This window comes from Brevundimonas sp. NPDC058933 (assembly GCF_049315965.1).
GTDB lineage: Bacteria > Pseudomonadota > Alphaproteobacteria > Caulobacterales > Caulobacteraceae > Brevundimonas.
The window spans coordinates 44,309-59,545 of the sequence record NZ_JBMOSL010000010.1; the positions used below are offsets into that span (position 1 = coordinate 44,309).

Here is a 15,237-nt window from a genome sequence, read left to right on the forward strand (position 1 = left end):
CCGCTAGGGGTCGAACGCGCTCCTCCCGCCGGCCCGCTTCAGGCGGGATCCCTGGATCAATCCGCGTCGTTGAAGGGCGGCGGCAGGTGGCCGGACTTGAAAATGATCGTCGGCTCTTCGTCGTAGTCGCCCAGCTCCGTGTCGGCCGAGACGGAAAAGGCCACGACGCCCAGTCTCAGGGGCGCCAGGCGCTCGGCCTTGCGACGGGCTTCCTCGCTGTCCTTGCAACCGACCTGGGGTTCGGCCCGCAGGGCCGAGCCCTTGCCCTGAACATAGGCCTGGACGATGTAGACGGTTTCGCTTGCCATCCCTGTCCAAGGGGCCTGTTCGGCGCCCAGGTCAACAGGGAAGACCCGGATGCGACCCTGTCAGTCCTGGGGGATCACCGCGCGGATGACGCGGGCGGAGGAGGGGCGGCCGCCGATGCCGCGCCTGGGGTCGACCACGACGCGCAGGTCGCCGTTGGAATAGCTGACCGAGGCGCGCGAGCCTTCAATCACGGTGATGCTGCGCAGCCGGTCCAGGAAGGGGCGGGCGCTGGGCGAACGGGCGATGCGCACCACGGCGTCGGTGGTGACGATCAGGGCCTCGATGCACAGGGCCTCGGATTCCTGGCCGTCCAGATTGATACGCACCAGCCGCCCCAGGGCCTCGCTGACCAGGCTGCTGCGGCGCGTCATCAGGTTGAACATCTGCACCGGGCCGAGGCTGGTCGGCTCCAGGCTGACGGCGGGGCCGGTGAGGGAGACAGGCGAGCCGCCGGGATTGCGGGTGGTGTAGACGGTGATGCCGCCGCTGGGCGTGACGCGCAGCACCTGCTCGCCGGCGTCGTTGCGATAGATGGTGTCGCCGCGCGGGGCCGATGTGGGGCGCAGAGCCCAGGTCTCGGTCGAGCGCTCGAAGCGCAGCAGGGTCAGGGACCCTGCGCGATCCAGCATGAAGGTCTGCCCCGCCTCGGACGAATATCGGCCCGGGGGCGGCAGGGTGCGCGTCACCGACTGGTCGCGGATGGCGCGGCTCTGCTCGACCTGGGCGTTGGAGCGCAGCTGCGCCGAGGCCGGCGTCGCCGCAAGGCAGGCGGTCAGCAGCATCAGGGCGGTCAGATCGAGGCGCACGCCTGCGACCGTCCGGGCGCGCGGCGCCGGGACGGCGAAGGACAGCGGATTCTCCGCCTCAACCTCGACCGTTGCCATCATGACTGAAGTGGTGGAACGCCCGAACGGCGGATTTTAGGCAAAGCGGATTTAGCCAACCAGGTACTGGCCGCCGTTCAGCGACAGGGTGCAGCCTGTGACATATCCGGCACGTTCACCCGACAGCCAGGACACCATGTCGGCGATTTCCTCGCCTTTTCCGAGCCTTCCGACCGGAATCTGGGCGATGATGCTGTCCAGCACCTTCTGGTCCATGGCGCCCACCATTTCAGTGTCGATATAGCCGGGCGCGATGCAGTTGACGGTCACGCCCTTGCGCGCGTTTTCCAGCGCCAGGGCCTTGGTGAAGCCGATCATGCCGGCCTTGGCGGCGGAATAGTTGGCCTGGCCGATCTGGCCCTTCTGGCCGTTGATCGAGGAGATGTTGACGATGCGGCCGAAGCCCCGGTCGCGCATCCCGTTGATCACCTGGCGCGTCATGTTGAAGACGCTGTCCATGTTGACGCGGATCACGTCCGACCACTGATCGGCGCTCATCTTGTGGAAGAACCCGTCGCGGGTAATCCCGGCGTTGTTCACCAGGGTGTCGATGGGACCCAGTTCGGCCTCGACTTCCCGCACCGCCCGCTCGCAGTCCTCGAACGAGCCGACATTGCCCTTGATGACCATGACCCCGAGTTCGCGGGCCGTGGCGGCCGCCGCTTCATCATTGCCGGAATAGCCGGCGGCCACGGACATGCCGTCTTCCCGCAATCGCTGGACGATCGCCTTGCCGATGCCCCGGGTTCCCCCCGTAACCAAAGCCACTCTCGCCATGATGCGTTTCCCTGTCCCTTGATTTGAGGCGCCGTCGCAGACGACGCCCCACCCTCAAGACTACGCTTTAACGTGGCAAGCGTTGCCAGAGAAGACATGGTTACGCGGCGGCGCCAATCTGGGCCATGTCGATGACGAAGCGATAGCGGACGTCGGATTTCTCCATCCGCGCATAGGCCTCGTTGATCTGATGCGGGGCGATGGTCTCGATGTCGCAGGCGATGCCGTGCTCGGCGCAGAAGTCGAGCATCTCCTGGGTCTCGCGAATACCGCCGATCAGGCTGCCGGCGACGCTGCGGCGACGCCACAACAGGGGCATGGCGAAGACCGGCAGGCCCTCGGTGGTCAGGCCCAGCATGACCATGGTCCCGTCACGCGCCAGCAGATTCAGGTGGCTGGCGATCTCGTGGGTGGCGGAGACGGTGTTGATGATCAGGTCGAACTTCTCGGCCGCCGCCTTCATCGCATCCTTGTCGGAGTTGATCAGGAAGTGGCTGGCGCCCATCCGCTCGGCGTCGGCGCGCTTTCGGTCGGAGGTCGACAGGACGGAGACTTCCGCCCCCATGGCGACCGCCAGCTTGACCGCCATGTGGCCCAGACCCCCGAGGCCGACCACCGCCACCTTGGATCTCGGCCCCACCTTCCAGTGACGCAGCGGGCTATAGGTGGTGATGCCGGCGCACAGCAGGGGGGCGGCCGCGTCCAGCGGCAGGCTGTCGGGGATGGACAGGACATAGTTCTGATCGACCGTGATCCGGTCGGAATAGCCGCCCTGGGTGACGATCTGGCCGACGTCGGCGCCCTTGGGATCCGGCGAGCCATAGGTCTGGGTCATGCCGGGGACGCAGTACTGCTCCTCGCCCGCCTGGCAGGAGACGCAGGTGCGGCAACTGTCGACCATGCAGCCCACGCCGACCCGGTCGCCTTCCTTGAAGCGGCTCACATTGGCGCCGACAGCCGTGACCACGCCCGCGATCTCGTGGCCCGGGACGATGGGATAGCGGGTCCCGCCCAGGTCGTTTTGCACGATGTGCAGGTCGGAATGGCAGACGCCGCAGTATTTGATCTCGATGGCCACATCGTCCGGGCCGGGATCGCGCCGGTCGAAGCTGTAGGGGCTCAGCGGCTGGTCAGCGGCGGTGGCGGCGAAGGCGCGTGCGGCGATCGGCATGGAACATCCTCAAGCTTTGCAGGAAGGGCGCGTCGCAGATGGGACGTCCTCCGCAGCGCCGCAAGACGATCCGGCGGCTATTTCAGCTTTGCGATCAGCGCCTGGGCCGCCGCCGGGTTCCGCACCTTGGCCCCGGAAATGAAGTAGGCGAAGACGTCGCCGCGCTCGGCCCATTGGCGGGTCTGCGCCGCCACGGCGTCCAGTTCGGCCGAGGTCATGCCCGTCTGTTCGTCCTCGCGGCTGGACATCAGCCGGGCGTAGGTAAAGTCGGCGGCGGCCTCGTCGATCTGAGGCCAGGTCGGCTCCTCGTCATCGACCGCATAGACGATGGCCGCGCCATACTTGCGCGCCAGGTCGTAGAACTCGGCGCAGGCGAAGGTCGGGTTCCTGACCTCCAGCGCGTGACGCAGCCGCACCCCGTCCTTCTCCTTGGGCAGCAGCTTCAGGAAGCCCTCAAAGTCCTCGGCGTCGAACTTCTTGGTTCCCATGCCTTGGGAGACTAATGCACAAGCCCCTGTCTGAGGGTTCTCTCCGGCCTTAAGGCCCCGCCCGCCTGTCTAAATAGACGGTGCGAACCGAAACATTCCGAGACAAGCTGGCGCGTCAAATCGCGCTGGAAGATGAGAGCCGCGCCCTTGGCGCCAGCCGCTACCGTGCGCGTCGTCCGCTGCCGTGGCGACATGAACCCTCAAGCGCTGACGAGGAAGGCGAACTGCCGCCCGGCCGCGCGCTGCTGCGCCTCGCGGTCCAGCCGACCGCCGAAGCGATCCGGTCCTTCTGCGACATCGTGAACCACGGCGGCGGCGCCCGAACCCCGGAAGCCGCGCTGATCCTATCGAGCGTCGGCCCCGAGGAAGCCGCCTACCTGACCGGCCGCGTGATCCTGTCGGCCGCAGCCGAAGGCAAGAAGCTGACGGCCACGGCCATCGCCGTCGCCGATGCAATCCTTGAACATGGACAGATGGAGCGCCTTCGCCGCGCCCGCGCCGATGTCTTCAAGGGCGTGGTTCGCGTTCAGGCGCACGGCGTCCGAAGCGCCAAGATGCGCCGCAAAATCCAGAACGTCATGGTCGAACACGGCGTGGACCAAGAGTTCCCGCTGGCCATGCGTATCCGCACCGGCGTGAAAGCCATCGAGCTTTTCTGCGACTCGACCGGCCTGTTCGTCATCGAGAGCCAAGGCCAGCGCACCAAGTATGTCCGTCCAACCGAGGCCGTGCATCGTTGGCTGGAGCAGCAACACGCTCGATGCGAATTGCTGGAGCCGATCTGCCTTCCCATGGTGATCCCACCGCGCCGGTGGAGCAGCCCGTTCAAGGGCGGCTACGTCACCAAGCAGCCGGGCAACCGTCTCGTGAAACAGGCGAACGCCGCCTATCACGAGCAGCTTCGCGATCAGAACATGCCCGCCGTCTACGACGCCGTGAACGCGGTTCAGGAGACGGCTTGGAAGATCAACGCGCCCGTCCTCGCCGTCATGCGCGAGATTTGGGACTCGGGCGGGGTGCTGGGCGATCTGCCCGCCCGTAATCCGCAGCCGATCCCGCCGCGCCCGGCTGACTACGAGATCAATGAGGACGCCGCGTCGCGCTGGAAGCGTGAGGCGTCGGACATCCATGACCTGAACGCCAAGAACGTCAGCAAGCGGCTGGCTCTGTCGCAGCGCCTATGGGTCGCGACGAAGTTCGCCGACGAAGAGGCGATCTATTTCCCGCATAGCCTCGACTTCCGTGGCCGCGTCTATCCGCTGGCCACCGGCGGCCCGCACCCGCAAGGTGATGATGTCGCCAAGGCCCTGCTGACGTTCGCCAAGGGCGAGCCGATCACGGACGGCGGCGCCCACTGGCTGGCGGTGCACCTCGCCGGTCTGTTCGGCATCGACAAGGTTCCGTTCAACGAGCGGGTCGATTGGGTCATCGCCCACGAGCATCTGATCCTCGACAGCGCCGCCGATCCTCTCGACGGCCAACGGTTCTGGGCGACGGCCGACAGCCCCTTCATGGCGTTGGCGGCTTGCATGGAATGGGCGGGATACGTCCGCGAAGGTCCGTCGTTCGTCAGCCACCTTCCAGTCAGCCTCGACGGCTCGAACTCCGGCCTCCAGCATTTCAGCGCCATGCTCCGTGATCCTATCGGGGCCAAGGCGGTCAACCTCATGCCGGGCGACCGACCGCAGGACATCTACGCCGATGTCGCTGCCGCCGTTCAGGCCAAGGTCAACGACAGCTACGCGCCCGAGGCCACGCCGTGGAAGGGAGGCAAGGTCACGCGCAAGATTACCAAACGTCCGGTGATGACGTTCACCTACTCGGCCACGAAATACGGGTATTGCGACCAAATCCTGCAAACCCTCGCGGAGATCGACGCCAGCGGGACACCCCACCTCGACGCGGACAACTACGTCGCCGCTCGCTACATGGCGTCCGAGATTTGGGACGGTGTGCAAGGCACTGTCGTTGCGGCTGCCGAGGCGATGGCATGGTTGCGATCCGTCGCGTCGATCATGACGAAGGCGGGCCTCCCGCTGCGCTGGACCACGCCCACCGGCCTCCCGGTTCTCCAGACCTACGCCAGCCGCAAGACCGGCCGTGTCGTGGTCAACTACAAGGGGCAGCGTATCCGCCTCGACGTGAAGATCGAGCAGCGCAAGCTCGACGGAAAAAGACAGGCCAACGGGATCAGCCCGAACCTGATCCACAGCATGGATGCATCACACCTGATGGGGGTGGCGAACCGTTGCCACGACCACGGCATCCGCTCGCTGGCCGTTGTGCATGACAGCTTCGGCGTCCATGCCGCTCGCGCCTACGAGCTTCGGGACATCCTGCGTCACACATTCGCCGACCTGTATTCGACGAACTGGCTTGAGGTCTTCCGCGAAGAGTTCGCGGCCCAGCTACCGCAGGAGATCGCTGACACCCTCCCGCCGCTCCCGGCGCAGGGCGACTTCGACATCGAGAGCGTCCGCCGCTCCGACTACCTGTTCGCGTGAGCCGACAGCCCGCTATTGAACAATCACGCACACGCTCATGAATCCTCTTCCCTCAATCGGTGATCGGGTCCGCACGGACTCCACGGTCGCCAAACTGCGCGAGCCAGCCTTCCTGCTGCTGTCGCGTATCCAAGACGAGAACCCTTCGGATCAGGTCCGCGCGCTCTACCTCGTGGCGGCGGTCATCGCCGAGGCTATCGGCATCGACGGCCATGACGCGCTGAACAGCGCCCAACGTATGCTTTCGACGGCGGAAGGCCCGCACACCGTCCACGTCCAAGCGATCCGCGACTACGCCCAAAACGAGTTGCGCCACGTCGATTGAAGCCGGATGCTCTGATGATGGTTGGGTTCGTGCGATTGCTCCTATCGGATGCGTCGCACTTCCTCCTGCCGACCGACCTCGGGGACGAGGCGTCGGCATGGCTGCTTTCACAGGGCATCCAGCACGACGCCCATGATTTCTACGTCATGGGACACGGCGTCACCGGCGGGACCGTGATCTCCATTGCCGACGACATCGGCGCCTTCGCCTTCCGCATGTGGGGCGACGATCAGGTCATCGGACCTGTCACTTTCGGCCTGTAGGCTTCGTTCGGCACTCTGAGCTGCAATAGACCCGTGGCTTACCTGTTCGGGGATAGCTGAAATCCACCAAGCAGGTGCGGCAAGTCGCGGTTGTCTCGACCGCAGCCCCCTTCGCCTCCGGCATTCCCAACGAACGTCGCTTCGCGGCAGACGTTTTGCAGATGACCCCGCAGAAGCGTCGCGTTTGGACTGACATCGGAAGCTCGCGACCACAGTAGGCGCATCCGCCTTCAGCTTCTGAGAGCAGACGCGGCTCCGGCTCGGCGACCACAGCGATTGTGTGCGGTGCCAGCAGTTCTTCGATTTTCGCGGCCCACCGGCCCTCACATTTCAGCATCCTCTATTTAACGCGGATGCCCCTTTCCCCTCAATTTTCACGAAAGGCGCAGAATGGATTTCACCGCATTCTATCGCTTCGTCCTCCAGCGCATGGGCGAACGCTCCACCTACGTCGGCATCGTCGCGATCCTGACGGCTTTCGGCATCGCCATCGAGCCGGATCAGCTTGAGGCAGGTATCGCCATCGGCGCCGCAATCGGCGGCACGATCAACATTCTCTGGAAGGAAAGCCCTTCCACTTGAGCCGTCACCAGCCCACCGCCCACGGTGCGGACAACACCTTTCCGACGAACATCCCTGACCTGATGCTGTGGCTTGAGAAGCATTGCGCTGAGCCAATGCCTCGCCCCGGTCAGAGCCTCGACGAAGTGATGTTCGCCGCCGGGCGCCGCGATCTCGCGCGCCAGATTCAACGCCAATACGAACGGTCCATCCAGCGGCCCGACGCTCTCTAAGGAGTCCCGGCCGATGTGCTCCCTTTTCAAGAAACCGAAGGTCGTCTCGGCGCCGCAAGCGGCTGAACCCGGCGTCCTTCGCAACCCCTATCTCGACGGCCTTGATGCCGTCGTCCGCGCTCGCTCTGGCGGCGTCCGCTCCCTGACAATTCGCAAGGCCACGCCCGGCGCCCCGGCGCCCGCACCGGCTCCGACAGCGCCACCGGCACCGCTCACGCCCACGCCCACGCCCACCCCCGGCGGCGGCTCTGGCGGCAAGCTGCACGACATGGCCCCCACGCTCGCCAAGATGCCCGGAACGCTGGGCCTCGTCGGCAGAACCATTCTTTCGAAAGCCTAAGCCTCACGCATGAAGACCGCAGCAGCGCGTTTCAGCGCGCTGTCTGTCGCTCGCACCTCCGTTCTGGAGAAGGCGCGTCAAGCATCGCGCCTGACCATCCCCGGCCTGATCCCCGAAGCGGGTCAGAACGAACACACCAGCACCACCCAGCCGTATCAGTCGGCGGGCGCCCACGGCCTCCGCAATCTGTCGGCCCGGCTGCTTTCGACCCTGTTCCCCACGAGCGTCCAATTCTTCCGTCTTGAACTCGACGCCTTCGCCGCCGCCCAACTCGGCGCCGACAAGAACGACGTGGACACTCGTCTCTCGCAAGTCGCGGAAACGACCGCCGCGATGATCGACGATCTAAACGTCCGCCCGGGTCTGGGCGAGGTCATCAAGCAACTGATCGTGGCGGGCAACGTGGTCGCCTACCTCCCGCAGGATCGCGCGCCCCGCGTCTACCGGATCGACCAGTTCGTGGTGAAACGTGACAACTACGGCGACTTCACCGACATCATCATCCAAGAGAAGGTCTGGCCTTCCACGCTGCCCGAGAAGGTTCGCACCCAACTCGGCCTGAAGCTCGATCCCAACAAGGACGAGGAACAGATCGACGTCTACACCGTCGTCGAGCAGCGTGAAGGCAAGGTCACTCACTGGCAGGAGATCAACGGCACGGTCGTTGACGGCACGAAGTCGGAAGCGATCCCGGTCGAAGAGGCCGGTTGGTTGGCGCCGCGTTGGCTTGTCGTCCCCGGTTCAGCCTACGGCCGCAGTCACGTCACCGAATATCTCGGCGACTTGCTGTCGATGGAAGACAACTACAAGGCCATGGTCGATTTCGCGGCCATCGCTTCGCGCGTCATCACGGTCGTCAACCCGAACTCGTCGGTCGATCTGAACGAACTCGCCGCCGCCGAGACCGGCGACTACATCTACGGTGAAGTCGAAGCCGTCCAATCGCTGGCGCTGAACAAGTCGCAGGACTTCGCCGTCATCAAGGACGTGACCGCGACCATCGAAGCGCGGGTCAAGCAAGCCTTCCTCGTGAGCAATTACCGCGACGCCGAGCGCGTCACGGCCGAGGAAATCCGCAGCCAGTCGGAGGATTTGGAGAACACCTTGGGCGGCACCTTCTCGGTGCTGGCCGCTGAACTCCAGCGCCCGATTGCGTCTCGCTACCTCTATGTCGCCGCACAGCGAAAGCTCATCCCGCCGGTTCCGAATGGCATCCGTCCCAAGATCGTGACGGGCCTCGCCGCGCTGGGCCGGGCCGCCGAGGTGAACCGCCTCCGCACCTTCGCCTCCGATGCGATCTCCATCCTGACGCCGCAGGTCTTCGCGGGACTCATCAACGCTCCGGCGTTCCTGAGCCGCCTTGGCAACGAGCATGGCGTCTCCAGCCTCGAAACCCTCCTGAAGACGGAGGAACAGATGGCCGAAGAACAGCAGCAAGCGATGGCGCAGCAAGCCATGCAAGCCGCGACCCCGGCTATCGCGGAAGCCGCCATCGCGGCGACCCAAGACCCTAACCAAGGAACTTAATGAGCCTCGAAAGCACGGTCACTGAGACCACCACGCCCGCACCTGACTACTCCCAGCTTCCGGCGTCGGCCTTCCCCGAGGGCGCCGACCCCTCGACCTACGTCGCATCACTGACGGCGCCGGAAACCCCTTCGATCCCGACCCGCCCTGACCACATCCCCGAAAAATTCTGGGATGCTGACAAGGGTGCGATCCGCGCCGAGGACATGGCGAAGTCGTATGCGGAACTGGAAGCCAAGCTCCGCGCTCCGAAGTCCGAGGAAACGACCGCTGACGAAGCGGCCAAGCCGAACGATCTGACCATCGAACCGAAGACCGAGACTCCGGCCGAAGCCGAGGCCAACCCGGTCACGACGGCGTTCGAGGCGTTCCGTTCGCACTACGAAGAAACCAAGGGCCAGCCCGCCGCCGAACAGATCGCAGAGATCGTGAAGCTGGGCGTCCCGCAGGAAACCGTGGACACCTATCTCGCCGGTCTGGAGGCGTTGTCGCAACTGGCGTTCCAGCGCGCACACGCCACCGCTGGCGGCGAAGATGTCTTCAATGCTGCGTCCGATTGGGCGGCCTCATCTCTGAGCGCCGCCGAGATCGACAGCTACAATACCCTCGTGTCCAACCCGACGACCGCCACACAGGGCGTCGAATGGCTGGTCGCGAAATACAAGGCGGCGCACCCGTCCGAAGGCTCGTTCGTCGAGTCGATGCCGGGCGCCGCAACCGGCGACATCTTCCGCTCAAAGGCGGAAATGGTCGCCGCGATGAAGACCGACCGATACCAGACCGACCGTGCCTATGTGGCCGAGGTCGCGGAGAAGGCGGCACGTTCGAAAGCAGCGGGAACGCTGCTCTAAAGCACCCCTAAGACCACGCCCGCCTACCTCCGCAGAGGTTCGCTTGGCGAGGCCGCACAGTTCCCAGCGCCAACAGGGAACTGACCGCCCACGGGCGGGCGGCCGGTGAAAGCCCGGCCTGACTCTTTCTCCCAAATTCAAAGCGGATTGATCCGGCTGCGATGAGGCCGGTTCCGACCGCACAACCTCGCCGCCAGCGGACTCCGATTGATCGACGGGAGCCAAAAACTCTCTCTCAATCAAGGAGCCTAATGGCTAACTCCACCCCCTCGAACCCGATGTTCAAAGCTGGCGGCACCGCTGGCACGATGGAACTCGCACTCGACCTCTTCGGCGGCGAAATCCAAGCTGCATACGAACGCGCCACCGTCATGCGTGACAAGCAGCGCATGTTCGCGCTGACCAACGGCAAGTCGCTGCGCTTCCCGCGCGTCGGCCGCGCCACCGCGACCTACCACACGCCCGGCACTGAAATCGTCGGCAAGCAGATCGACCACGATGAGATCGTCCTGTCGTCCGACGACAAGCTGATCTCGGACGTGTTCGTCGCCGACATCCACGAAGTGCTGAATCACTACGACGTGCGCGGCGAATACGTCCGCCAACTGGCTGAAGCTCTGGCCGTCCAGTTCGACCAGAACTCGCAGCGCGCCGTCATCAAGGCTGCTCGCACCAACGACCTGCTCGGCGGCCCGGTCGCCACGCCGGTCACTGACGCGGCTCTGCTCACCGATGTCGCCAAGCTGTTCGCCGCCTTCTCCAAGGCCAAGCAGACGCTCGACGAAGCCAACGTGCGCGTTGATACGGTCGATATCTACGGTCTGCTCAAGACCGCCCAATGGTATCTGCTGGCGCAGTCGGACAAGAACCTGAACCGCGACTTCAACGGCGGCGACGCTTCGATCCGCAAGCACACGCTCGAAACCATCGACGGCATCAAGATCATCAAGTCGAACATCTCGCCGTTCGGCACCAACGACGCGGCCAACAACGCGATCCCGGCTCGCTATCGCCTGAACATGGCGACGACTGTGGGCGCCGTTTGGACCAAGGACGCTATCGCGACCGCCGAAGTCCAAGGTCTGGCCGTCCAGACCGAAGATCAGGTCCGCAAGCAAGGCACCCTCATCCTCGCCCGTCAGATGACCGGCACCGATGTGTTCCGTGCCTCGGATGCGGTCGAACTCCGCACCGGCGCACCGGCCTAACCACGACAGTAAGGGTCGTCCTCGCTATGAGGGCGGCCCTTATTTTTTAGGACCATGAACTGTCGAGACTGCTCGACCAAGCTCGTCGTTCCCGACACTTGGTCGCCAAGTCTCGCCGCTCGACCTAACCGCATCTGTCGGTCCTGCCACTCGGCAAAGGCCCGGAAGCGATACGCCTTGAACAAGGAACGTGTCGCAACCATGCAGCGTGAATGGGCGAAGCGGAATCCTGATCGCGTCAACTCATACAAGGGTTTTCGACGCCAACGGATGCGAGACCTCCCGCCCGGTGCGGATCGCGATGCGATCCGTGCCTTTTATCGGCTGGCGAAGCTGCTGGAGAAACACAATCCCGGCACTCGATATCACGTCGATCACATCATTCCGCTGAGCAAAGGCGGGCTTCATCACCAAGACAACCTTCAGGTGATGCGGGCCGACTTTAATCTGAGGAAAGCAAACAAAATCCTGAGTTCCGAAGGAGGCAGCGCCCATGCTGGCAGCGCCCATGACGGAACTTGAGGCCGTCAACGACATGCTGATCGGCATCGGCCAGCTTCCCGTCAACGCCATCATTCCCGAGATCGTCGATCAATCCATCGCGCTCGGCGAACTGAACAAGGTCGTCCGCGAAGTTTGCCTCTACGGCTTCAAGTTCAACACCGATGAGGATCACGTCCTCACCCCCGACGTGGATGGCTTCATCGCCGTCCCCACCGGCGCCCTCGACATCGACCCGATGGACAAGGCGCAGGACATCGTTGTCCGCAAACACCCGAACAAAGGCTTCGGCCTGTGGGACGCGGCCAACCTGACGTGGACGATTACGGCGCCGATCAAGGTCCGCATCAAATGGTCCTTTACCTTCGACGCCCTGCCGGAAGCCGCGCGCGGCTATGCCGTCATCGCCGCTGGCCGGAAGTTCCAAGCCCGCGTCGTCGGCGATCCGACCGCTGACCGCTTCGGCGAAGAGGATCAGCGCCGCGCATGGCTGACGCTCCAGCGCCAGCAGTCCGCGTCGGCCGACACCAACCTGTTTCGCGCCAACAAGACGCTGGCCGCGCAGGTCCACCGGCGAGGCCGGGTCTGGAGGCGCGCTAAGTGAGCCTCGTGACCCGTTCGCTGCCGTCCCTTCACGGGGGCGTCTCGCAGCAATCGCCGCTGGTCCGCTCGCCCGATCAACTCGAAAGCCAAACCAACGGCTGGCCGTCCATCGCCTTCGGCCTGTCCAAGCGCGCGCCGACCGAAGTCGTCGCCCGCCTCATGGAGACCGCGCCGACCAACGCGCACGTCCACACCATCAACCGCGACACGACCGAACAGTATGTAGCCATCGTTGCAGACGGTCAGATCAAGGTGTTCGACAGCCAGACCGGCCAGCAGATTCCCGTCGCCGCGCCCGGCGGCTGGGACTATCTGACCGGCATCGCCGACTACAGCGAAGACATCAGCGCCTTCACGGTCGCGGACTACACCTTCATCAGCAATCGCAAGAAGGTCTGCGCCATGGCCCCGCTGGGCGCCGACACGCAGCCTGACGAAGCCTACCAAATCTGGCTGAACCGCCGCATCGGCACAGACGCCAATGGCGATCCCTATGGACCCGGCGCCCGATACCAATATCCGCCGAACCCGGCTGGCGGCGTCATCACCGGCACGGTCCAGCGCTTCGACAAGCTCCCGCCGGTCAAGGAAGGCGACACGCCACCTGCCGAGGGCGCGATCTACCGCGTTCAAGGCGATGAGACGGGCGGCTTCATGTCCTACTACGTCGTCCGTCGCGGCGGCGTCTGGGAGGAATGCGTCAAGCCCGGCCTCGTCAACGCCATCGACTACCGGACCATGCCCCACGCCCTCGTGCGCGAGGCTGACGGCACCTTCACCTTCGCGCCCTTCTCGTGGGCGCCGCGCCGTGTCGGCGATACCGACATCAACCCGAACCCCGGCTTCATCGGTCGCCCGATCCGTAAGGTGTTCTTCTACCAGAACCGATTGGCGTTCCTCTACGATGAGAACTGCGTCCTTTCGGGCGTCGGCGACTTCGGCAACTTCTGGCGCATGAGCCAGACCGACTATCTCGATAGCGACGTGATCGACGTAGGCGCCACCTCGACCCGCGTGTCTCCCTTGCTGGACGCCACCGCGCACAACGAAGGCATCCTGCTCACCAGCGATCAGACCCAATTCAGCCTGACCAACGGCGAACTCGGCCTGACCGCCGCATCCATCGCGATCCGCCCCACCACGAACTACACCGTGAACATCAAGGCTGGCCTCGCGCCGCTCGGCTCCGAAATCTACTTCGCCGTCGAGAACAGCGGCTGGGCCAAGATCATGGAATACACCCGGCTCGCCGGAGCGGACGCCACGACCGCCGCCGATGTCACCGCGCATTGCGCCCAATACATCCCGGCTGGCGTCCACGCCCTGATCCCGGCCGACGACCTGTCGGCGATCTTTGCGCTGACGCATGGGGCGCCCCACCGCATCTATTGCTACAACTTCTATTGGGCCTCGTCCGACGAGAAGGTTCAGTCGGCATGGCATGAGTGGGACTTGGGAGAAGGCGCGACCGTCGTTTCCGGCGCCTATCTCGGGGGCAGTCTGTTCCTGACGGTGAAGCGCAACGACGGTCTGTGGCTGGAGAAGATCAACCTTCAGCAAGCGGCATCGCCCGCCGAAACGGTGAATCAAATCCATCTGGATCGACGCGCGACCGTGACCGGCCAGTTCGTCAGCACGTCCAACCAGACGCGCTTCGTCCTGCCGTATCGCCCCAACAAGGATCGCTTCCAAATGGTGCGCGGCTCCGGCTTCACGGCTCGACCCGAGACGCTGATCGACCCGTCCACCTACGTCTGGGAAACGGACAACATCGTCCTCGTCCCCGGTCTGGAGACGGCCGGTCCCGTGGTGATCGGCGAGGGCTACGTTTTCTCGTTCGAGTTCTCGACGCAGTTCATGCGGACGCAGAGGGGCGAGGCCATTACGACGGGCCGAACCACCCTGCGAACCTTCTCGCTGTCGTTCAGCAACACGGCCTACTTCAAGACATCGGTCGCGCCCTACGGCGTGAACCCGAATGTGCAAGAAGTGCTGCCCGCCAAGACGGCGCAGTTCACGAGCAAGACCCTCGGAGCGCAGCATTTCCGGCTGAACACCCCGAGCTACAGCACGGGGACGCATCGCTTTCAGGTCTATGGCCAGAACGTCACGACCCGCATCAGGGTCATCAACGACACCTACGCCGCCTCGACCTTCATCGGCGCGGAGTGGGAAGCGAACTACTACAACAGAGCGAGGGCCTAATCAGCCCTCGTGCTCACCGCGTCCGATAGTCTGTGAGCAACACGGATGGCGACGACCAACCTTGCATGTCATCCATATTCGTCCCGAAGCAAACCGCATCAAACGCCTCCCACCCAAGCGTGTCTGGAACGACGGCTTGGGTTGGGCGCCTACTGTGGCTGGAATGGATAGACTCGCCGTTCGCGCGGTAGGCCACAAACGACAGTGGGGTGACGGTCGAAGCCGAACAGTCAAACTCTCTCCGCGAGAGGCTGTAATCGACGCCCTCTTCAGGTTCGGCCCTGAGCAGGGCCACCCACGCGACCTTCTTCCCGACCACGCTGCGAATACTATCTGCCTCGATAGCAATAGCATCATGGTCGTCCGCATAAACAAGACGCCAATCCCCAGCCGCGACAGGCGTCGCAAGCGCCGCGATTGCGCTTCCAACCAACATCATTCGCATGTGCCGTCCCCCTTTTGCCGCTCACTGGCATCAGCAGCGGCC

17 protein-coding genes and 1 pseudogene are annotated in these 15,237 nt (G+C 64.4%); 12 read left to right on the plus strand and 6 right to left on the minus strand.

Going from position 1 to position 15,237, the window contains the following annotated elements:
* Window positions 1-56 precede the first annotated feature (56 nt).
* The 5 genes and pseudogenes from ACOZBP_RS14320 to ACOZBP_RS14340 all read right to left on the minus strand — a co-directional run.
* Window positions 57-308, minus strand: coding sequence for a hypothetical protein (locus ACOZBP_RS14320; protein WP_422676989.1), 252 nt, complete (start codon window positions 306-308; stop codon window positions 57-59).
* A 60-nt stretch (window positions 309-368) separates the two neighbouring features.
* Complete coding sequence (locus tag ACOZBP_RS14325) at window positions 369-1,196, minus strand: DUF4908 domain-containing protein (protein WP_422676990.1); 828 nt, start codon at window positions 1,194-1,196, stop codon at window positions 369-371.
* 48 nt (window positions 1,197-1,244) lie between these two features.
* Window positions 1,245-1,970 (minus strand): acetoacetyl-CoA reductase, encoded by a 726-nt coding sequence (gene phbB, locus ACOZBP_RS14330; RefSeq protein ID WP_422676991.1) that lies wholly within the window; start codon window positions 1,968-1,970, stop codon window positions 1,245-1,247.
* Between the two features lie 100 nt (window positions 1,971-2,070).
* A complete protein-coding gene (locus ACOZBP_RS14335; protein ID WP_422676992.1) occupies window positions 2,071-3,141 on the minus strand; it encodes an NAD(P)-dependent alcohol dehydrogenase in 1,071 nt (356 codons plus the stop codon).
* A gap of 77 nt (window positions 3,142-3,218) precedes the next feature.
* Window positions 3,219-3,635 (minus strand): annotated as a pseudogene (locus ACOZBP_RS14340) (DUF72 domain-containing protein); the annotation flags it as partial.
* A 74-nt stretch (window positions 3,636-3,709) separates the two neighbouring features.
* Here ACOZBP_RS14340 and ACOZBP_RS14345 point away from each other — a divergent pair.
* The 12 genes from ACOZBP_RS14345 to ACOZBP_RS14400 all read left to right on the plus strand — a co-directional run bounded on the left by ACOZBP_RS14345 (window position 3,710) and on the right by ACOZBP_RS14400 (window position 14,750).
* Window positions 3,710-6,133 (plus strand): DNA-directed RNA polymerase, encoded by a 2,424-nt coding sequence (locus ACOZBP_RS14345; RefSeq protein WP_422676993.1) that lies wholly within the window; start codon window positions 3,710-3,712, stop codon window positions 6,131-6,133.
* 37 nt (window positions 6,134-6,170) lie between these two features.
* Window positions 6,171-6,458: a hypothetical protein gene (locus ACOZBP_RS14350; protein ID WP_422676994.1), complete on the plus strand. Its 288-nt coding sequence runs from the start codon at window positions 6,171-6,173 to the stop codon at window positions 6,456-6,458.
* Window positions 6,459-6,472: 14 nt separating this feature from the next.
* A complete protein-coding gene (locus ACOZBP_RS14355; RefSeq protein WP_422676996.1) occupies window positions 6,473-6,721 on the plus strand; it encodes a hypothetical protein in 249 nt (82 codons plus the stop codon).
* A 390-nt stretch (window positions 6,722-7,111) separates the two neighbouring features.
* Window positions 7,112-7,303 (plus strand): hypothetical protein, encoded by a 192-nt coding sequence (locus ACOZBP_RS14360; protein WP_422676997.1) that lies wholly within the window; start codon window positions 7,112-7,114, stop codon window positions 7,301-7,303.
* Complete coding sequence (locus ACOZBP_RS14365) at window positions 7,300-7,515, plus strand: hypothetical protein (RefSeq protein ID WP_422676998.1); 216 nt, start codon at window positions 7,300-7,302, stop codon at window positions 7,513-7,515. The genes ACOZBP_RS14360 and ACOZBP_RS14365 overlap by 4 nt, the downstream gene beginning before the upstream one ends.
* Window positions 7,516-7,528: 13 nt before the next feature.
* The gene (locus ACOZBP_RS14370) at window positions 7,529-7,855 is read left to right on the plus strand and encodes a hypothetical protein (protein WP_422676999.1); all 327 of its coding nucleotides are present in this window, start codon (window positions 7,529-7,531) and stop codon (window positions 7,853-7,855) included.
* Window positions 7,856-7,864: 9 nt separating this feature from the next.
* Window positions 7,865-9,382: a portal protein gene (locus tag ACOZBP_RS14375; protein WP_422677000.1), complete on the plus strand. Its 1,518-nt coding sequence runs from the start codon at window positions 7,865-7,867 to the stop codon at window positions 9,380-9,382.
* The gene (locus ACOZBP_RS14380; protein WP_422677001.1) at window positions 9,382-10,233 is read left to right on the plus strand and encodes a capsid assembly protein; all 852 of its coding nucleotides are present in this window, start codon (window positions 9,382-9,384) and stop codon (window positions 10,231-10,233) included. The genes ACOZBP_RS14375 and ACOZBP_RS14380 overlap by 1 nt, the downstream gene beginning before the upstream one ends.
* 251 nt (window positions 10,234-10,484) lie before the next feature.
* On the plus strand, window positions 10,485-11,441 hold the full coding sequence (locus tag ACOZBP_RS14385; RefSeq protein WP_422677002.1) for a hypothetical protein: 957 nt from the start codon (window positions 10,485-10,487) through the stop codon (window positions 11,439-11,441).
* A 177-nt stretch (window positions 11,442-11,618) separates the two neighbouring features.
* Complete coding sequence (locus ACOZBP_RS14390; RefSeq protein WP_422677003.1) at window positions 11,619-11,963, plus strand: HNH endonuclease; 345 nt, start codon at window positions 11,619-11,621, stop codon at window positions 11,961-11,963.
* Window positions 11,935-12,546 carry a hypothetical protein gene (locus tag ACOZBP_RS14395; RefSeq protein ID WP_422677004.1) on the plus strand — a complete coding sequence of 204 codons (612 nt, stop codon included), beginning with the start codon at window positions 11,935-11,937 and terminating at the stop codon, window positions 12,544-12,546. Before ACOZBP_RS14390 ends, ACOZBP_RS14395 begins: the two co-directional genes overlap by 29 nt.
* Entirely contained in the window at window positions 12,543-14,750 is a 2,208-nt protein-coding gene (locus ACOZBP_RS14400) for a hypothetical protein (protein WP_422677005.1), read from the plus strand. The genes ACOZBP_RS14395 and ACOZBP_RS14400 overlap by 4 nt, the downstream gene beginning before the upstream one ends.
* Before the next feature lie 13 nt (window positions 14,751-14,763).
* Here ACOZBP_RS14400 and ACOZBP_RS14405 read toward each other — a convergent pair whose 3' ends face one another.
* A complete protein-coding gene (locus tag ACOZBP_RS14405) occupies window positions 14,764-15,195 on the minus strand; it encodes a surface-adhesin E family protein (RefSeq protein WP_422677006.1) in 432 nt (143 codons plus the stop codon).
* Between the last annotated feature and the right edge of the window lie 42 nt (window positions 15,196-15,237).

Bases quoted from the DNA above. Each gene is read 5' to 3' on its own strand.
- ACOZBP_RS14355 (WP_422676996.1), top strand. From the start codon at position 6,473: ATGATGGTTGGGTTCGTGCGATTGCTCCTATCGGATGCGTCGCACTTC.
- ACOZBP_RS14370 (WP_422676999.1), top strand. From the start codon at position 7,529: ATGTGCTCCCTTTTCAAGAAACCGAAGGTCGTCTCGGCGCCGCAAGCG.
- ACOZBP_RS14395 (WP_422677004.1), top strand. From the start codon at position 11,935: ATGCTGGCAGCGCCCATGACGGAACTTGAGGCCGTCAACGACATGCTG.
- ACOZBP_RS14335 (WP_422676992.1), bottom strand. From the start codon at position 3,141: ATGCCGATCGCCGCACGCGCCTTCGCCGCCACCGCCGCTGACCAGCCG.
- ACOZBP_RS14350 (WP_422676994.1), top strand. From the start codon at position 6,171: ATGAATCCTCTTCCCTCAATCGGTGATCGGGTCCGCACGGACTCCACG.
- ACOZBP_RS14325 (WP_422676990.1), bottom strand. From the start codon at position 1,196: ATGATGGCAACGGTCGAGGTTGAGGCGGAGAATCCGCTGTCCTTCGCC.
- ACOZBP_RS14375 (WP_422677000.1), top strand. From the start codon at position 7,865: ATGAAGACCGCAGCAGCGCGTTTCAGCGCGCTGTCTGTCGCTCGCACC.
- ACOZBP_RS14405 (WP_422677006.1), bottom strand. From the start codon at position 15,195: ATGCGAATGATGTTGGTTGGAAGCGCAATCGCGGCGCTTGCGACGCCT.
- ACOZBP_RS14360 (WP_422676997.1), top strand. From the start codon at position 7,112: ATGGATTTCACCGCATTCTATCGCTTCGTCCTCCAGCGCATGGGCGAA.
- ACOZBP_RS14320 (WP_422676989.1), bottom strand. From the start codon at position 308: ATGGCAAGCGAAACCGTCTACATCGTCCAGGCCTATGTTCAGGGCAAG.
- ACOZBP_RS14380 (WP_422677001.1), top strand. From the start codon at position 9,382: ATGAGCCTCGAAAGCACGGTCACTGAGACCACCACGCCCGCACCTGAC.
- ACOZBP_RS14385 (WP_422677002.1), top strand. From the start codon at position 10,485: ATGGCTAACTCCACCCCCTCGAACCCGATGTTCAAAGCTGGCGGCACC.
- phbB (WP_422676991.1), bottom strand. From the start codon at position 1,970: ATGGCGAGAGTGGCTTTGGTTACGGGGGGAACCCGGGGCATCGGCAAG.